Origin of the sequence: Burkholderia sp. CpTa8-5 (assembly GCF_017815045.1) — a bacterium.
In the GTDB taxonomy this organism is placed as follows: Bacteria; Pseudomonadota; Gammaproteobacteria; order Burkholderiales; family Burkholderiaceae; genus Burkholderia; species Burkholderia sola.
This window is the reverse complement of record NZ_JAGIQD010000005.1, coordinates 26,998-43,261: the sequence shown is the minus strand read 5'-3', so window position 1 is coordinate 43,261 and position 16,264 is coordinate 26,998. Positions and strand designations below refer to the sequence as shown.

The 16,264-nt window shown below is 68.8% G+C and carries 13 protein-coding genes; 9 read left to right on the top strand and 4 right to left on the bottom strand.

The window, feature by feature from the left end; genetic code table 11:
* Positions 1-66 precede the first annotated feature (66 nt).
* Both J8I35_RS10010 and J8I35_RS10005 read right to left on the bottom strand, forming a co-directional pair.
* A complete protein-coding gene (locus tag J8I35_RS10010; protein ID WP_006479054.1) occupies positions 67-714 on the bottom strand; it encodes a response regulator transcription factor in 648 nt (215 codons plus the stop codon).
* Positions 711-2,813 carry a PAS domain S-box protein gene (locus tag J8I35_RS10005; RefSeq protein WP_209925195.1) on the bottom strand — a complete coding sequence of 701 codons (2,103 nt, stop codon included), beginning with the start codon at positions 2,811-2,813 and terminating at the stop codon, positions 711-713. The genes J8I35_RS10010 and J8I35_RS10005 overlap by 4 nt, the downstream gene beginning before the upstream one ends.
* Before the next feature lie 321 nt (positions 2,814-3,134).
* Here J8I35_RS10005 and J8I35_RS10000 point away from each other — a divergent pair, with 321 nt between their 5' ends.
* From J8I35_RS10000 to J8I35_RS09980, 5 genes are all read left to right on the top strand, one after another.
* On the top strand, positions 3,135-3,605 hold the full coding sequence (locus J8I35_RS10000; RefSeq protein WP_124554261.1) for a universal stress protein: 471 nt from the start codon (positions 3,135-3,137) through the stop codon (positions 3,603-3,605).
* 310 nt (positions 3,606-3,915) lie between these two features.
* Positions 3,916-4,422: a cupin domain-containing protein gene (locus J8I35_RS09995; RefSeq protein WP_050011041.1), complete on the top strand. Its 507-nt coding sequence runs from the start codon at positions 3,916-3,918 to the stop codon at positions 4,420-4,422.
* A 185-nt stretch (positions 4,423-4,607) separates the two neighbouring features.
* Positions 4,608-5,633, top strand: coding sequence for a DedA family protein/thiosulfate sulfurtransferase GlpE (locus J8I35_RS09990; RefSeq protein WP_050011042.1), 1,026 nt, complete (start codon positions 4,608-4,610; stop codon positions 5,631-5,633).
* Positions 5,634-6,091: 458 nt separating this feature from the next.
* A complete protein-coding gene (locus tag J8I35_RS09985) occupies positions 6,092-7,474 on the top strand; it encodes an amino acid permease (protein ID WP_209925193.1) in 1,383 nt (460 codons plus the stop codon).
* A gap of 209 nt (positions 7,475-7,683) precedes the next feature.
* On the top strand, positions 7,684-8,619 hold the full coding sequence (locus J8I35_RS09980; RefSeq protein WP_209925191.1) for a universal stress protein: 936 nt from the start codon (positions 7,684-7,686) through the stop codon (positions 8,617-8,619).
* A 462-nt stretch (positions 8,620-9,081) separates the two neighbouring features.
* On the opposite strand, the gene J8I35_RS09975 is transcribed toward J8I35_RS09980, so the two are convergent.
* Positions 9,082-9,516: a hypothetical protein gene (locus J8I35_RS09975; RefSeq protein WP_089489368.1), complete on the bottom strand. Its 435-nt coding sequence runs from the start codon at positions 9,514-9,516 to the stop codon at positions 9,082-9,084.
* Between the two features lie 542 nt (positions 9,517-10,058).
* Between J8I35_RS09975 and J8I35_RS09970 the strand changes: the two genes are divergently transcribed.
* Entirely contained in the window at positions 10,059-10,313 is a 255-nt protein-coding gene (locus J8I35_RS09970; protein WP_050011051.1) for a DUF3562 domain-containing protein, read from the top strand.
* Positions 10,314-10,499: 186 nt separating this feature from the next.
* The gene (locus J8I35_RS09965) at positions 10,500-12,299 is read left to right on the top strand and encodes a methyl-accepting chemotaxis protein (protein WP_089489369.1); all 1,800 of its coding nucleotides are present in this window, start codon (positions 10,500-10,502) and stop codon (positions 12,297-12,299) included.
* Between the two features lie 21 nt (positions 12,300-12,320).
* Here J8I35_RS09965 and J8I35_RS09960 read toward each other — a convergent pair whose 3' ends face one another.
* Entirely contained in the window at positions 12,321-13,361 is a 1,041-nt protein-coding gene (locus J8I35_RS09960) for a sigma-54 dependent transcriptional regulator (RefSeq protein WP_209925189.1), read from the bottom strand.
* A 391-nt stretch (positions 13,362-13,752) separates the two neighbouring features.
* Between J8I35_RS09960 and J8I35_RS09955 the strand changes: the two genes are divergently transcribed.
* Positions 13,753-15,729, top strand: coding sequence for an ATP-binding protein (locus J8I35_RS09955; RefSeq protein ID WP_209925187.1), 1,977 nt, complete (start codon positions 13,753-13,755; stop codon positions 15,727-15,729).
* A 66-nt stretch (positions 15,730-15,795) separates the two neighbouring features.
* On the top strand, positions 15,796-16,206 hold the full coding sequence (locus tag J8I35_RS09950; protein WP_209925185.1) for a BON domain-containing protein: 411 nt from the start codon (positions 15,796-15,798) through the stop codon (positions 16,204-16,206).
* The last annotated feature ends 58 nt before the right edge of the window (positions 16,207-16,264 follow it).

Sequence of the window (16,264 nt, the reverse complement as noted above, 5' to 3'; positions counted from 1 at the left end):
CTGCCGAGGCCCACACCACGCCGGCCAGACGTCGTCCGTTACACGTCGTCCGCTACACGTCGTCCGTTACACGTCGTCCGTTTCGTCGAGCAGCTTGTGCCGCATCGCGTAACGCACGAGCGCCGCTTCGTGCGGCATCTGCATCTTTTCCAGGATCCGGGTCTTGTAGGTGCTGACCGTCTTCGCGCTCACGCACAACGCGTTCGCGATCTCGGTCAGCGTCTGGCCGGCGGCGATCCGCCGGAACACGTCGAATTCGCGGTCGGACAGCCGCTGGTGCGGCAGCGTTTCGGCCGGCTCGTTCAGGCTCTGCGCGAACTGCTCGGCCATCGCGAGGCTCACGTAGACGCCCCCCGACGCCACTTTCGTGACCGCGCCGACCAGCTCCGCGCTCGCGCTTTCCTTCGTCAGATAGCCGGACGCGCCCGCGCGGAACGCACGCACCGCGTATTGCTGCTCCGCGTGCATCGTCAGCACGAGCACGCGCAGCGCGGGCTTCTCGTCCTTGATCTGCTTGATCAGTTCGACGCCGTTGCGGCCCGGCATCGACAGGTCGAGCACGAGTACCTGCGCAGGCGTCGCCCGCACCAGCGCGATCGTCGACGGGCCGTCGAAGGCTTCGCCGGCCACCTCGAATCCGGTGGCGTTCTGGAGGATGTGCCGCAGACCGTCGCGTACGAGCGTATGGTCGTCGGCGATGAGCACCTTGATCATGTGATGAGCGTGTCCTGTTGAACGGTGCCGAGCGGAAACGAGACGGTAATCGAGAAACCGCGCGCGAGCGCGGTATCGATGGTCACGGTGCCGCCCAGCATGTGTGCGCGTTCGCGAATGCCGATCAGGCCGAACGATTTGTCCTCGTGGGCCGGCCCGCCGGGCGCCGCGCCGCGGCCGTTGTCCGCGACGCGCAGCACGCAAAAGCCTTCCTCGATGTCGAGCCGCAACGCCACGCGCGTCGCATCCGCATGGCGCGCGACGTTCGTCAGCGCTTCCTGGACGATCCGGAACAGCGTGGTCGCGCCCGTGCTGGTGAACGTGAGGCCGCCCGTTTCGATGTGGCGCTCGACATCGATCCCGTAGCGGTTCGTGAAATCGTTCGCGAGCCATTCGATCGCGGGCACGAGGCCGAGGTCGTCGAGCATTACCGGCCGCAGGTCGGCCGCGATGCGCCGCACTGACGCGACCGTCGCGTCGATCAGCCGCCGCATGCCTTGCAGATGCGTCTGCAGGCCTGCGTCGGGCTGCGCGCGGCCGGGCATGCGCAGTTGCTGTTCGACGACCGACAGATCCATCTTCAGCGCGGTGAGCTGCTGCCCGAGGTCGTCGTGCAGCTCGCGCGCGATGCGGGTCTTTTCCTCTTCGCGCACGTTCTGCAGGTTCGCCGATAGTTCGCGCAATTCCTCGCGTGATTGTTTCAGCGCGTTCTCGGCCCGCAGCCGCTCGGTGATGTCGCGCAGCATCACCGTATACAGCTTGCCCGACGCGTCGCGGATCTGCGAGATCGATGCTTCGATCGGGAATTCCTCGCCGTTGGCGCGCAGCCCGAACAGCACGCGCTGGCGGCCCATCTGCCGCTCGGACACGCCCGTCACGCCGAACTGGTCGACGTGTTTCGCGTGCGCCGCGCGGAACCGTTCGGGAATGAAGCGCGACAGCGGCGCGCCGATCGCCTCCATCGCGGACACGCCGAACACCTGCTCGGCCATCGGATTGAAGATCACGACCGTCTGCTTCTCGTCGATCGTGATGATCGCTTCCATCGACGACCGGATGATGCCCATCATCCGCGCTTCGTTGAGGCTGCCGCGACTGCTCGCGCCCGCATCGGCGCGGCCGCGCAGCAGCGCATGGACGAGCGCCGCGAACCCGAACGACGCGATCAGCCCGGCGGCGAGCACGGTGCCGGCCGCACGCTGCGCGCCGGTCGCGCTCGGCCGGCCGTCCGCGGAATAGGCGAGCGTCAGCGCGGTGCCGCCGAAATTCAGCACATCGGTGCGCCGCATCAGGTCGGGCGACGCCGATGCTTCGTCGGTCGTCGTCTCGACGCTGACGATCGCGCGCGAATCGCCGCTGGCGGTCATCCACAGATCGATCCCGCGTTCCGCGTCGAGCGCACGCTCGACCAGGCGCCGCGGGCTCAGCGCCGCGAACAGCATCCCGTCGACGCCGGCTTCCCGCGTGCCGGACGGCGTGGCGGCGGCCAACGGCGAGCTCGTCACGGGCAGGAACAGCGTCAGGGTGCGGGCGTCGCGGGACGCGTCGTCGTCGGCCGGGTGGACGCCGAGCGCGATATCGCCGGTCCGCAGCGCGCGCGTGAGCGGCGCCGCGTCGGACGCACCGAAGCGCACGACCGGCGAGTTCGACACGGGCGCGCTGAGCGTCGTTGCCGCGAGCGGATCGGCCGGCAGCGGCTTCGCGCCGGCCAGCGCGCCGCGCGCCGCGCGCGTCAGCGGCGCATAGCCGATCTGCCGGACCGGCGAGCGGCCGCTGTCGAGATCGAGCGTCTCCGCATACCGGCGCCATTGGCCGGGCGTCATGTCCGGGACGAGGCCGAACGCGCCGCGCGCACCTTCGAGCACGGCGACACCGGCCTGCAGTTCATGCCGCAGCATCGCGGTCACGTGCGTGGTCCGACGCTCGAAACGCGTATGAACGGCGGTTTGCCACTGCTCGCGCACGAGCAGCGCGACGCCGAGCGACAGCACGGCGCCCGCGCACAGCGCAACGACGCCGGCCGCGAGCGGCTGGCGTAACATGATCTCGAGGCGCGTCGGCTCTCGGGCGTCCCGCGTCGGGGTTCCACTGACGGTCATTCGATGGCCATTCTGTTGTTCGGGCTGCCCGGGGCACGCGGGCAGCGCGGCAAAACCGGGGGGAAACTCGCACCGGCTGCGTGCAACGACGATTTTCAGGACGAAATTGTGCGCGTTTTACACATTTTTTGTAATGGGGGCAGTTGAAATTGCGGCAAACGGCGTGCAGCAGCGGGCGCGCCGGCCACGCTTGACGCGCGTCAACGCACGCGTCGGCACGTGGGGCAGACTGTTCGGCAGGCAAGCCGGCGCCGGGCCGGCTCGCGGTAACGGGCCGTGGTTGCGCAACGCGCGACGCACGCCCGGTCGGAGGGACGGACCATGTACAAGCGGATTTTCGTTGGGCTCGATGGCAGCCCGAGCGCACGTCTCGCGCTGAACGAGGCGATCCGGATCGCGGCCGCGTCCGGCGGCGAAGTGACGTGTGCGTACGTCGTCGAACATCGGCCGCAGCTCGTCGACGTCGACGCCGGCTTCGCAGCCGAGCGCGACGGCGACGTCGCCGCGACCGATGCCGCGACGCCGGTGCTCGACGACGCGAAAGCCGCGCTCGCGCAGCAGCATGTGCGGGGCACGGTGCGCGCGCTCGACGCGTACGGCGAGGACATCGCGACGGTGCTGATGCGCACGGCGGCCGAAGCCGACGCCGATCTGGTCGTGATGGGCACCAGCGGGCGGCACGGCCTGCGCAGGCTGTTGCTCGGCAGCGTAGCGGAATCGTTGCTGCGCGCGGCCGACCGGCCCGTGCTGCTGGTGCGGCACGCCGAGGGCGGGACGCCGGCGGCCGCATAAGCGACGCGGCGCGGCGGTCGACGCTGCCTGCCTCGCGCATTGGCGGGCCGCAGGGCGCCGCTTGCTTGACCGCACATGGGCGTGATCGGCGTACTGCGCCGTGCCACCGGTACGTTCGCCGGTGCGTGATTGCACGTCGGCGGTTGCCTCCCGGCACGTAGTTCTGGCAGCATCGGCCGGTGTCCGCTTGTTCGCCGCGCGCATGGCCGCGGCGATCGACGCAGGGACATCCGGCGGCACGCGATCGCAAGAATGAGGGTCGGGCAACCCCGCCGGATGCCGGTTTTCACCCTTACCGACGTCATCCGCCATGCCGATTTCCGCGACCGACCTGATTCGCCAGTTCGACCTGCAGCCGCATCCCGAAGGCGGCTATTTCCGTGAAACCTACCGCGCGACCGATTCGGTCGTGCGTCCGGCCGACGGCGCGCCACGTGCCGCGTCGACCGCGATCTACTACCTGCTGTGCGACGGCGCGTATTCGTCGTGGCATCGCATCCGCTCCGACGAGGTCTGGCATTTCTACGCAGGCGATCCGATCGAAGTGTGGGTGCTCGACGCGCGCGACGGGCTGACGATCCACCGGCTCGGCAACCCGCTCACGCATCCGGGCACCGTGTTCCAGGCGGTCGTGCCGGCCGGCAGCTGGTTCGGCGCGCGCTGCGCGTCGCCGGAGCACGTCGCGCTCGTTGGCTGCACGGTGGCGCCGGGGTTCGAATTCTCGGAATTCGAGCTGGCGGACGCGGCCGCGCTCGCGGCCGAGTTTCCCGACTACGCGGAACATGTCGCGCAACTTGCGCAGCGCCCGGACGTGTGACCGTCACGGTCGCGTCACGCCGGGCGCAAAGCCCGTGCGGACGGCCCGTGTTCCGCGCGGTCGAGGCCAAACCCGTTTAGAATGCGCAGGATGCACCGGTTGGTCGCGGACATGCCGCGGTGGCCGTTGCGCCGCCGTACCGACGGCCCTGTCGCGCGGCCCGCATGTCTTCCAGGAGCGCCGCCGTGTGGCACTTTCCCATCGCAATTCCATCGTCGCTCGGCCCGTGGGCCGTGTTCGCGAGCGTGTTGATCACGCAGCTCGGCGTGCCGGTGCCGGCCGTGCCGATGCTGATTCTCGGCGGCACGATGGCGGCGATGGGGCAGGCGTCCTGGGTCAGCATGTTCGCGGCGGCGATCGGCGCGACGATGCTGGCCGATTCGCTGTGGTTCTTCATGGGCCGCACGCGTGGCCGGCGCCTGCTGAACGGCCTCGTGCGCTTCTCGCTGTCGCTCGACACGACGCTGCGTTTCGCGCGTAACGTATTCGAAAGGTATGGTGCGCCGCTGCTCGTGCTGTCGAAATTCCTGCCGGGCCTCGGCCTCGTATCGGCGCCGCTGCTCGGCACGACCGCGATCGGCATCGGTGTGTTCCTGTTCTGGGATCTGGCCGGCGCGTCGCTGTGGGCGGCGTTCTGGCTGATCGGCGGCGCGGCCATTCACGACCAGATCGTCCAGTTCGTGCTGTGGGTGCGCGCGAGCGGCGGCACGATCCTCGACGCGTTCCTCGCGATCTTCATCACGTTCCTGCTGTACCGCTGGGTGCGCCGCGTGCAGTTCCGCCGCTATCTCGCGCAGGTGCGCATCTCGCCGCCGCAGCTCGTCGAAATGATGACGTCCGACGAGCCGCCGCTGATCTTCGACGCGCGGCCGAAGGCGATTCGCGAACGCGAGCCGTACCGGATTGCCGGCGCGGTGCCGGTCGATCTCGATTCGCCGGACCTGCTCGACCCCGAAGTGTTGAAGCGGCCGATCGTCGTCTATTGCGTGTGCCCGAACGAAGCGACCGCGAAGCGCCTGATCGCGAAGATGCAGCGCAAGAAGATGATCCACAACATCCGCGCGCTGAAGGGCGGGCTCGATGCGTGGGAAAAGCACGGTTATCCGGTCGAGCCGCTGCCGGCCGATCTGGATTCGTCGCGGTATTTCGTGCGGCCCGAGCAGGGCGGGCTGGAAGGCGAATATACGGTGCGGGCGACGTTGTCGAAATAAATCCGCAGGCCGTAAATACGTACGCCGCGTCCCTCGCATTCAAATTCAACCGCCGCTTCCCCCACCGCGATTTCCCCAAAATCGCCTGGCGTGAAGCCGCCGATCCTCCCTATAATCCCGCCTGCATATTGCGTGCGCTTGATTGCGCACATTCGACGCGCGTTCGTTCGCGCCGAAAGCGATGGATCCCGTTACCGCTCGTCACGCGCACAGCCGTGTCGCGCGGGGCGCTCGGGTGTATTCCGTGAAAAGACCCTATCCGTATTTCCGGCTTGTTCGGTGAAATGCGGATAATCCGCGCCAATTCCAACCGAATTGACGCGGCATCCGTGTCGTTTCTCATTCGGGAATCGACAGCGGGGATTATTTCGTTTTCGGCCGCCAAAATCGGCATGAACGGTCGCGCATGGTCATCGACACAATGACGGCGGCCCGCTCGCGGCTGCCAGGAGACGAATTTGAAACAACCTGAAGACCAGTTGCACCGCGGGCTGGAAGAACGCCACATCAACCTGATGGCGCTCGGCGCGACGATCGGCGTCGGCCTGTTCCTCGGCTCGGCCACCGCGATCCGCACGGCCGGCCCGGCCATCCTGCTGACCTACCTGCTCGGCGGCCTCGCGATCTTCCTGATCATGCGCGCGCTCGGCGAGATGGCGATCACCAATCCGGTCGCCGGCGCATTCAGCCGCTACGCGCGCGACTACCTCGGCCCGCTCGCCGGTTATCTGACCGGCTGGACCTACTGGTTCGTGTGGATCGTCACCTGCATGGCGGAAATCACCGCGGTCGGCGTCTACATGCACATGTGGTTTCCCGGCGTGCCGAACTGGATCTGGGCGCTCGCGGCGTTGCTGGCGATGGGCTCGGTGAACTTCATCGCGGTCAAACTGTATGGCGAATTCGAATTCTGGTTCGCGCTGATCAAGATCGTCACGATCGTGCTGATGATCGTCGGCGGCGGGTTGATGATCGCGTTCGGTATCGGCAACGGCGGCATCGCGACCGGCATCTCGAACCTGTGGTCGCACGGCGGCTTCATGCCGAACGGAATCAACGGCGTGATCGCCGCGCTGCCGATCGTGATGTTCGCGTATCTCGGCGTCGAGATGCTCGGCCTCACGGCTGGCGAGGCGCGCAATCCGGAGAAGTCGCTGACGAAGGCCGTGAATTCGGTGTTCTGGCGCGTGCTGATTTTCTACATCGGCGCGCTGTTCGTGATCATGTCGCTCTATCCGTGGGACCAGATCGGCACGCAGGGCAGCCCGTTCGTGATGACGTTCTCGCGGCTCGGCATTCCGGCCGCCGCCGGCATCATCAACTTCGTCGTGCTGACCGCGGCGCTGTCGTCGTGCAACAGCGGCCTGTTCAGCACCGCGCGGATGCTCTACAACCTCGCGCAGCAGGGCCAGGCGCCGGCCGCGCTCGGTCGCGTGAACCGCAGCGGCGTGCCCGTGTATGGCGTGGCCGTGTCGGTCGCGCTACTGCTGATCGGCGTGTTACTCAACTATCTCGCGCCGCAGCACGTGTTTACGTGGCTCACGTCGGTGTCGACGTTCGGCGCGATCTGGACGTGGTGCGTCATCCTGATCGCGCAGATGCGTTTTCGTCGCACGCTGTCGGCCGACCAGATCGCGCGCCTGCCCATCCGCGTGCCGCTCTTTCCGCTCGGTTCGTTCGTCGCGCTCGGCTTTCTCGTGCTGGTCGTCGTGCTGATGGCGTTCACGCCCGATACGCGCGTCGCGCTCGTGATCGGGCCGGTGTGGATCGTGCTGCTCGGCATCGCGTACATGCTGTTCTACGCGAACCGTCCGGCTGCGTCGGTGCCGACGAAGTCGTAAGCCGCGCGGGCAGGGTGCCGCGCGACCGTTCGCGATCGTTGATCGCGATCATGCACGCGCGGGCCGGACGGCCTATGCTGAACGAACGCATTGCTTGTCCGCGCTTCGCGTGGCATCCCGCCGATCCCTGACCGTAGCGGCTGTCCGGCCGCCGCGCGAAACGCCCCGTCGTCGCCCGGCGACGACGTGCACGCACGGAGACCTTCGCCATGCAGCCTGCCCAGCCCATCCCGACGCTCGCGCGAATCGCGCTGGCCGTCGATCCGACGCCCGAATCGCTGACCGCCGCCCGTTACGTGCGCACGCTGCTGCGTCCCGGCATGCGATTGCGCATCATTTGCGCGATCGACAATCCGCGTCTCGTATTGCCCGACATTCCGCGCATCGACGCGCTGCTGACGTCGGCGCGCGAGGACATGATGCGCGACGCGCAGGCCACCTGCGAGCGGATCGCGGCGCTGTTCGCCGACAGCGGGATCGAAGTCGAACAAGTGGTCGTCGACACGTCGGTCACGGGCGGCTCGGTCGCCGACGCACTGGTCAACGATACGTCGACGTGGCACGCGGACGTGCTGGCGATCGGCGCGAATCCGCATCACGGGCTGTTGCGGCTGGTCGAAGGCGCGATGTCGGACGCGCTGACGAAACGCGCGCGCTGCGCGCTGCTGATCGTGCCGTCGGCCTATGCACGGACGTCGGACGGCACGCTGCAGCGGCTGATGTTCGCGGTCGACGGCAGCGAGCCGTCGCTGCACGCGGTGCGCGTGGGGCTCGGCTTCGCGGCGCCGACGACGTTGCTGTATGCGGCGTACGTGATCGATCGCGCGGTTCGTCTGACCGATGTCGTGCCGGTGCGCGCCCTCGAGGATGCGTACCGCGCAGAGGGCGAGGATGCGCTCGCTAAGATCGGCCCGCTGTTTCATGCGACAGGCAACCCGACCAAGCGCGGCATCGTCGAAACGCATCCGACCAGCGACGACGTGGCCCATGCACTGATGCGCGATGCGGTGCACTGGCGGGCGGAGCTGCTGGTGGTCGGCACGCATGGCCGTCGCGGCATCGCCGCCTGGCTGATCGGCAGCGTCGCGCGGCGGGTCGCGCATCTCGCGCAGGTGCCGGTGCTGCTGGTGCGCGGTGCGGAATGAATCGCGTGTCGTCGCGATCGAAGCGGTATGGATTGACCTGCATCAGAAACGCGGCGCATGTCGCGTGAGACAGTGGGGGAGCGTCCCCGCGACGCGGCTGGCCTTCGCATGCATGCGGGACCAAGGCCGCGCCGGCGTGCGAAAGGCGATGAAAGGCGATCGCTGTCGCACTCGCCGCCACATCATGTTCGGGCGCCGCGCCGCGTGTGTGTCCGGCGCGCCATCCGACCGGAAACTCTCTGGCACGAGGGTAGGCAACCGACGGTTGCCTTGGAGGACGGGCGGGGTGGAAGTCACCCCGTCCGCTTTCCGCCTGGCCCCGCCGAATTCATTTCCCCGTACGAATCGTCTGGAATGCGGCCGCGTCGAGCTGCGCGTCATCGCGCGCGGTCGCTTCGATACGGATCGCGGCGGACAGCGCGCATGCACGGCGCGGTGCCGTGCGCCGGTGACGTGCGCAGATCAGAGGGAGCGAAGAATCGATCGCAGGTCGTGCCGGCGGCCCGTGCAGCGACGGACCCGCGCATGCGGACGCACGACATGGAGCGGCGCACATACGCTGCACGTGCGACTGCGCAAACGATTCGCATGGGGCCACCCGGGGCGCGCCTTGCGACGCGGCTCCGATGCGGCCGGCGCGTCGGCCGCGTTGCGCGCGGACAGCGCCGCGGCGAATCGCTGCAACGCGAGGACGGATCCCGCGACGCTCTGATACTTTTCGCGGCCGATCTGCCCGTCGAGCGTGACGAGCAATCCGGCCTCGCGTGCGAGCGCGAGCAAGGTGTCGAGGTCGTCGGACGGACGGTTGCCGGCCGACGCGGGCCGGGCGGGCAGGGCGCGCGTGTTGCCCGACGCGCGCCGCTGGCCGTCCCGGCCCGGTAAGGTGCGATGTGCCATGGTTGGTCTCCTGCGCCAGACCCCGCGTGCCGGCTCGATGGCCGACTGAGCGATGTTCCGGTATGAACGCCTGGTTCATGTGATCAGTATCGTGTGGCGACGGCGCGCTGCCAAGCGGCGCGCGCTGAAGTCGCTGTCAGGAAATTGCGCGGCGCTATCGGAATCCGCTGACACGCGCGGCGGATGATCGGCCGCACCGCCGCGTTCGTCCGACGAATGCATCGCAGGGGGGCGCTTGACGCATGATTTCGGACGGTCTAAGTTTCCCCACTGCATCGGCGTCGCGCGGCGGTCCACCCGCCGCCCGTCGCCCATGCCGCGCCCCGGGGTGGCGTGGCAAGGCTTCCATCCAGTCTCGTTCGCGGGCCATGTGCACCGCGAACCCTGCGCGAACGGTTCGGAAACGGATCGACGCGGCGGCACGCGACGTGCCGTTGATCGCGCGCAAACCCGCGCCGGCGCATCGTACGCCGCGTGTCTGTCCAGTCTTTAAGCTTCCAGTACCGTCATCTTTTCGTTCCTCGACCGTCAGGAGTCTGTCGATGTCCAAGGACAATTTGCTCGATTCACTGAAGGAAGCCGCCGAACGGCGCGCGATCGGCGCGGATCAGCTGCGTGCGATGCTCGACGACGAAGTGCGTGCGCTGTCGTCCGGCGCGCGCGTGCACGACTACATCCACGTATTCGCGATCCGGCACCTGCGCGAGCGGATGCGCCAGAAGGACGTCTTCGACCGCGACACCCGGGCCGATGCGGCGCCCGCGGACGCCGATCCACGTCCGCGCCACCGGCTGTAGGGAGTAGCCGGCGGGCAGCACGCAGGTCGAACCCGGCCATCCTGACGATTTATTGGCAGTCGCAGACACCTGTCGTCATACGTTTCGTCGAATCGTCACAACGACCTCAAGTAAGTGGCCCGATTTGCCGTTTACACGGTGAATTCGTCCAATCGGGCGTTCCTGCTCTCTTACCGAGTCGTTGCCATGTTCTCGTCCATTCGCGCCCGCATCCTTGCCGCGTGCGTCGCCATCGTCGTATTCGCGCTCGTCGCCACGACCCTGATCAACTATTTCATCGCACGCGCGTACAACGACGACGCGATCGACCGCAACCTGACCTCCGTCGCCAGCGGCCACGTGGTCGGGATCGCCGATTGGGTCGCGACCCGCAGCCGGATGATCGCGTCGCTGCAGGATGCCGCGCTGACGCCCGACCCGCTGCCTGTGTTCAAGCAGATGGCGGCGGCCGGCGGCTTCACGAACGTCTATGCCGGCTATGCCGACAAGGCGTTCCACTTCTCCGACCCGACCGGCATCCCGCCCGACTACGACCCGACGGGCCGCCCGTGGTACAAGCAGGCCGCGCAGGCCGGCAAGCCGGTCGTCACGCCGCCGTACGTCGATGCCGGCACGGGCAATCTCGTCGTCACGTTCGCGGTGCCGATCCTGCGCGACGGCGCGCTGAAGGGCGTGGTCGCCGCAGACCTGTCGATGGACAGCGTGATCGCCAACGTCAAGTCGATCCGCCCGACGCCGGCGAGCTTCGGGATGCTGGTCGACAGCAGCGGCCACGTCGTCGCCCACCCGGACGCCAAGCTCACGCTGAAGCCGGTCGCCGACGTGTCGCCCGAACTCGGCTCGCTGGGCGTGGCGTCGATCGCGGCGGCGAACGCGCCGGTCGAGGTCGGCGTCGGCGGCGACGCGAAGCTGGTGCGCGCGAAGCCGGTGCCGGGCACCGACTGGTACGCGCTGGTGCTGCTCGACAAGACCGAGGCGACGGCCGGGATGCGCTCGCTGCTGACCGCGTCGCTGATCACGCTGATCGTGATCGTCGGCGTGGCGTCGCTGATCATCGGCGCGATCACCGCGACCGCGTTCCGCCGCCTGTCCCAGGTGCGCCAGGCGATGGCCGCGATCGGCTCGGGCGCCGGCGACCTGACGAAGCGGCTGCCGGCCGACGGCCGCGACGAAGTCGCCGACATCGCGCGCTCGTTCAACAGCTTCGTCGACAAGCTGAACGACGTGATGCGCCAGATCCGCGACGCGAGCGAATCGGTGCGCACGGCCGCGAACGAGATCGCGGCGGGCAACCAGGACCTGTCGTCGCGTACCGAATCGGCGGCGGCGAGCCTCGAGGAAACCGCGGCGTCGATGGAAGAGATCACCGCGACCGTCGGTCAGTCGGCGGCGGCCGCCGGCCAGGCCGACGAGCGCGCGGCGGCCGCGTCGCGGATCGCGTCGCACGGCGGCGTGGTCGTGTCGGACGTCGTCGCGACGATGGGGAAGATCGAGGAAGCATCGGGCCGGATCGGCGACATCATCGGCGTGATCGACGGGATCGCGTTCCAGACCAACATCCTTGCGCTGAACGCGGCCGTCGAGGCGGCGCGGGCAGGCGAACAGGGCCGCGGCTTCGCGGTCGTCGCGCAGGAAGTGCGCAGCCTCGCGCAACGCAGCGCCCAGGCCGCGCGCGAAGTGAAGGTGCTGGTCGAGTCGACGGTCGCGAGCGTGTCGGCCGGGTCCGGGCAGGTGCGCCAGGCCGGCGATACGATGCGCGAGATCGTGGCCAACGTGGCGAACGTGACGACCATCATCTCCGAGATCACGCATGCGGCGAACGAGCAGACGCGCGGGATCCAGGAAGTGAACCGCGCGGTCAGCCAGCTCGATGAGATGGTGCAGCAGAACGCGGCGCTCGTCGAACAGTCGACCGCGGCCGCCACCGCGCTGCAGTCGCAGGCGAACGCGCTCGCGACGACGGTCGGGCAGTTCAAGGTCGCCTGACGCGGCGGCCGACCGCGCCGCTTACGAACCGTCCTGATCGCGCATCAGCGCGAGCCGGTTGTAGAGCGTCTTCAGGCTGATGCCGAGCGCCTTGGCCGCGCGCGGCTTGTTGCCGTCGAAGTGACGCAGCGTCGCCGCGATGAAGCGCTGCTGCGCGTGGTGCAGCGTCGCGCCGACCGGCAGCGCCATCGCGCCTTCCGACGTGCTGTCGGCCACCGGCATCGGCTGCTTCGGCAGGGCGACGTCGATGCCTTCGTCCGCCAGGATGTACGCGCGCTCGATCGTGTTGTGCAGCTCGCGCACGTTGCCGGGCCACGAATACGCGCGCAATGCGGCGATCGCCGCGTCGGTCAGCCGCTTGTGCGCGCGATGCCGCGCGTTCAGCGTGTCGACGAATTCCTGCGCGATCGTCTCGACGTCGCCGTCGCGCTGGCGCAGCGGCGGCACGTAGATCGCGAACGCGGCGAGCCGGTAGAACAGGTCTTCGCGCAGCCGGCCGTCGCGCACCGCGTCGGCAGGATTGTGGCGGGTGGCCGACACGAACCGCAAGTCGAGCGGAATCGATTCGGTGCCGCCCACGCGTACGATCGTGTTCGACTCGATCGCCCGCAGCAGTTTCACCTGCAGCGCGGCGGGCATTTCCGCGACCTCGTCGAGCAACAGCGTGCCGCCGCGCGCGGCTTCGAAGAAACCCTCGCGCTGCGTGATCGCGCCGGTAAAACTGCCTTTCTCGTGCCCGAACAGTTGCGCCTCGGCAAGATCGGCGGGAATCGCGCCGCAGTTCATCGGCACGAACGGGCCGTCGCGCCGCGTGCTCAGATCGTGCAGCCGGCGCGCGACGATATCCTTGCCGACCCCGCTTTCGCCGGCAATCATCACGCTCGCGCGGGTGGGCGCGATTTTGTCGATACGGGCGAGCAGCGCGCGCATCGCGGCGGACCGGCCGGACAGCCGGCGACCGTCTGCGCGCTGCTTCGTCCGGTTGGCGGATTCACCCATAGGCGTTCGCGGGCCGTTTTGAAAAACGGCATCACGCGTCCCGTTGGTTGCAATATTTATCATCGACAGCGAAACGACCGCGAAGGTGCCGCGGAATAGAAAATTCCAATGTGCGCGGCGCGAGCGAAAGAAATCGTCCATCGTTTTTCGCGCACCCTTGCACGACGCGTCGGTCAGGTGATAACCGGCGCTTTTTTACAGAAACTCGATGAAAAAAGCGGCCGGCGACCCCTTGCGACGGTGCGCGCGGCAACACCGGCAGCCACCCATCCGGGCCGCAGCCGACGCGGGCGGAGGGTCCGGCCATCCGTTCCCCGGAACGCCGCGCGCGGCCACCATCGGGTACGTCGTTTGCTGGCGTTTTCCTGCTCGCCCGGCGCGCTCGACGGTATGCCGGATGGCCGAAAGGCGGCATCCCCCCGCACGACGGGAGCCGGCGCGATGCAAGGACGCAATGAGGACTCTGACCCGTGAGTTGTTCCGGCAGGGTGCATGGGTCGTGCTGGCCGTCGGGCTGGCGTCCGCGCTGCAGGCGTGGGCGATTCGGGCCGTCGGCCAGCACGCGCCCTTTGCGCCGCTGCCTTTTTATGCCGGCGTGGCGGCCGCCGCATGGCTGACGTCGTTCGGCGGCGGCCTCGTCGCGACCGTCGCGAGCGTCGGCGTGATCTCCGCATTGTGGTGGCGCGACGCGCCGCTGGTTACGCTGCTGGCGCAAGCCGGCGCGTTCGTCGCGATCGGTTTCGTCGAATGCGTGCTGGTGGCGGCGGTGAAGCCGCTGCTCGCGAACGATCGTCCGCACGGGACCGGCGACCACGACGACGATCCGTATCCGCCGCATCGCGAGCCGTCGTCCGTCGCGTGCGTGTCCGACGACGGGCTGCTGCGCCGCGTGGTCGATGCGTCGCCCGATGCGATCGTCGGGACCGACGCCGAGCGCCGGATCGTCAGCTGGAATCCGGCCGCGGCACACATCTTCGGCATCGATCCGGCCCAGGCGAGCGGACGCGACATCGTCACGATGATCGCGCCGCGCTGGTTGCGCCGGCATGCGGTGCCGGTGTCGTTCGCGAACCTGCGCACGCCGGTCGGGCCGCTCGACGTCCTGTGCGTGCGACCCGACGGCGGCCGTTTTCGCGCCACCTTCGCCGCGTCGCCGCTCGTCGACGCGCAGGGCAACTGCACGGGCCTGTCGCTGACGCTGCGCGAAGCGGGCGAACGCCACCACCTGCGCTCGCTGCGCGGCGCGCGCGACGCGCGCGTGCAGGCCGACGCGTCGAACCGGCTGAAGGACGAACTGCTGGCGACGGTGTCGCACGAACTGCGCACGCCGCTGAACGTGATCTACGGCTGGGTCGAGGTGCTGCGCAACGCCGACGGGCAGGGCCTCGCGCAACAGGCGGTCGACGCGATCGATCGCAGCGCGCGGTCGTTGTCGCACATGGTCGCCGACCTGCTCGACGCGTCGTCCCTCGCGACCGGCCGGCTGCGCCTGGAACGCGTGCCGGTCGATCTCGTGCGGATCGTGCGCGACGCCGCGCGCGAACTCGACGCGACGGCCGAGGCGAACGGGCTCGTGCTGTCGACGGAGTACGCGATGCCGGCCTGCGTGATTCCGGCGGACGGCGAACGCCTGCGCCAGGTCCTGTCGAACCTGCTGTCGAACGCGATCAAGTTCACGCCGCCGGGCGGACGCATCAACGTGTCGCTCACGCGTGCCGGGGAGCGCGTGCGGCTGTCGGTCTCCGATACCGGGCAAGGCATCGCGCCGGAATACCTGCCGCACCTGTTCGACACGTTCAGCCGGCCGGAAGGCGCGTTCACGTCGCCAAAGCGCGGCCTGGGGCTCGGCCTGTCGATCGTGCGCAACATCGCGCAGCTGCATGGCGGCGAGGTCGTCGCGACGAGCGCGGGGGCGGGGCGCGGCATGACCGTCACGGTGACGCTGCCGGCCGGCTGGGACGCCGACGATCCGGTGGAGCAGCCGCCACGCGCGAAGCGTATGTCCGATACGGTCGCGCTCGACGGCCAGCGCGTGCTCGTGGTCGACGACGACCCGACGTCGCGGACGAGCCTCGCGGTGGCGCTCGAAACGATGGGCGCGCAGGTATCGACCGCGCAGTCGGGGCACGATGCGCTCGAGGCGGTCGAGCGGCAGCAGCCGAGCGTCGTGCTGTCGGATCTCGCGATGCCGGACGGCGACGGTTACTGGCTGCTGGACCGGATCCGGCGCCTGCCGAACGGCGGCGGGCATCTGCCGGTCGTCGCCGTCACCGCGCACGCCGGCAAGGCAGACCGGCGCCGCGTGATGGCCGCCGGGTTCGATGCCTATCTGTGCAAGCCGGTCGACATGCCGACGCTCGCGAGCGTGATCGTCGACGTCGTACCGGACGACCCGAACGACAGGAGCGGCGGGAAGCCGCGCGAGCAGTAGCGGCGCACACGGACGGCGCGGCACGCCGGTCGCCTGACGCTGAGCACATACGAAAAAGGAGACGCGATGGACGCAACGGAAAACCCGCGGCGCGACGGCACGGACGGCAAGCCGGCACGCACCCGACGCAGGACGCCGGTCGTGCCGATCGCGAGCATACTGATGATGTCGTGTGCATGGTTCGCGACGCCCCGCTACGCATCGGCCGACGAAAGCACCCGTGCGAAGCTGGCGAGCCAGGCGTCGGCCGTCGGGGGCCAGATCCGCGATGCGACGCTCGCGTCCCGCGTCAGGGCCGCGCTCGTCGCCGAACGCGGCCTGGCCTCCAGCGACATCGATGTGCAGGTTCGCGACCGCGTGGTCGAACTCACGGGCAACGTGCCCGACGAGCGGCAACGCGCGACCGCCATCCGCGTCGCGCACGACGTCAGCGGCGTGAGCGGCGTGCGCGACAAGCTGCAGATTCGCCGGAAGTAACGTGATGCGCGGGCCAGCGCCGGGCCGATCGGGCGTCGCGCGCCCGCGACCCTGCGCG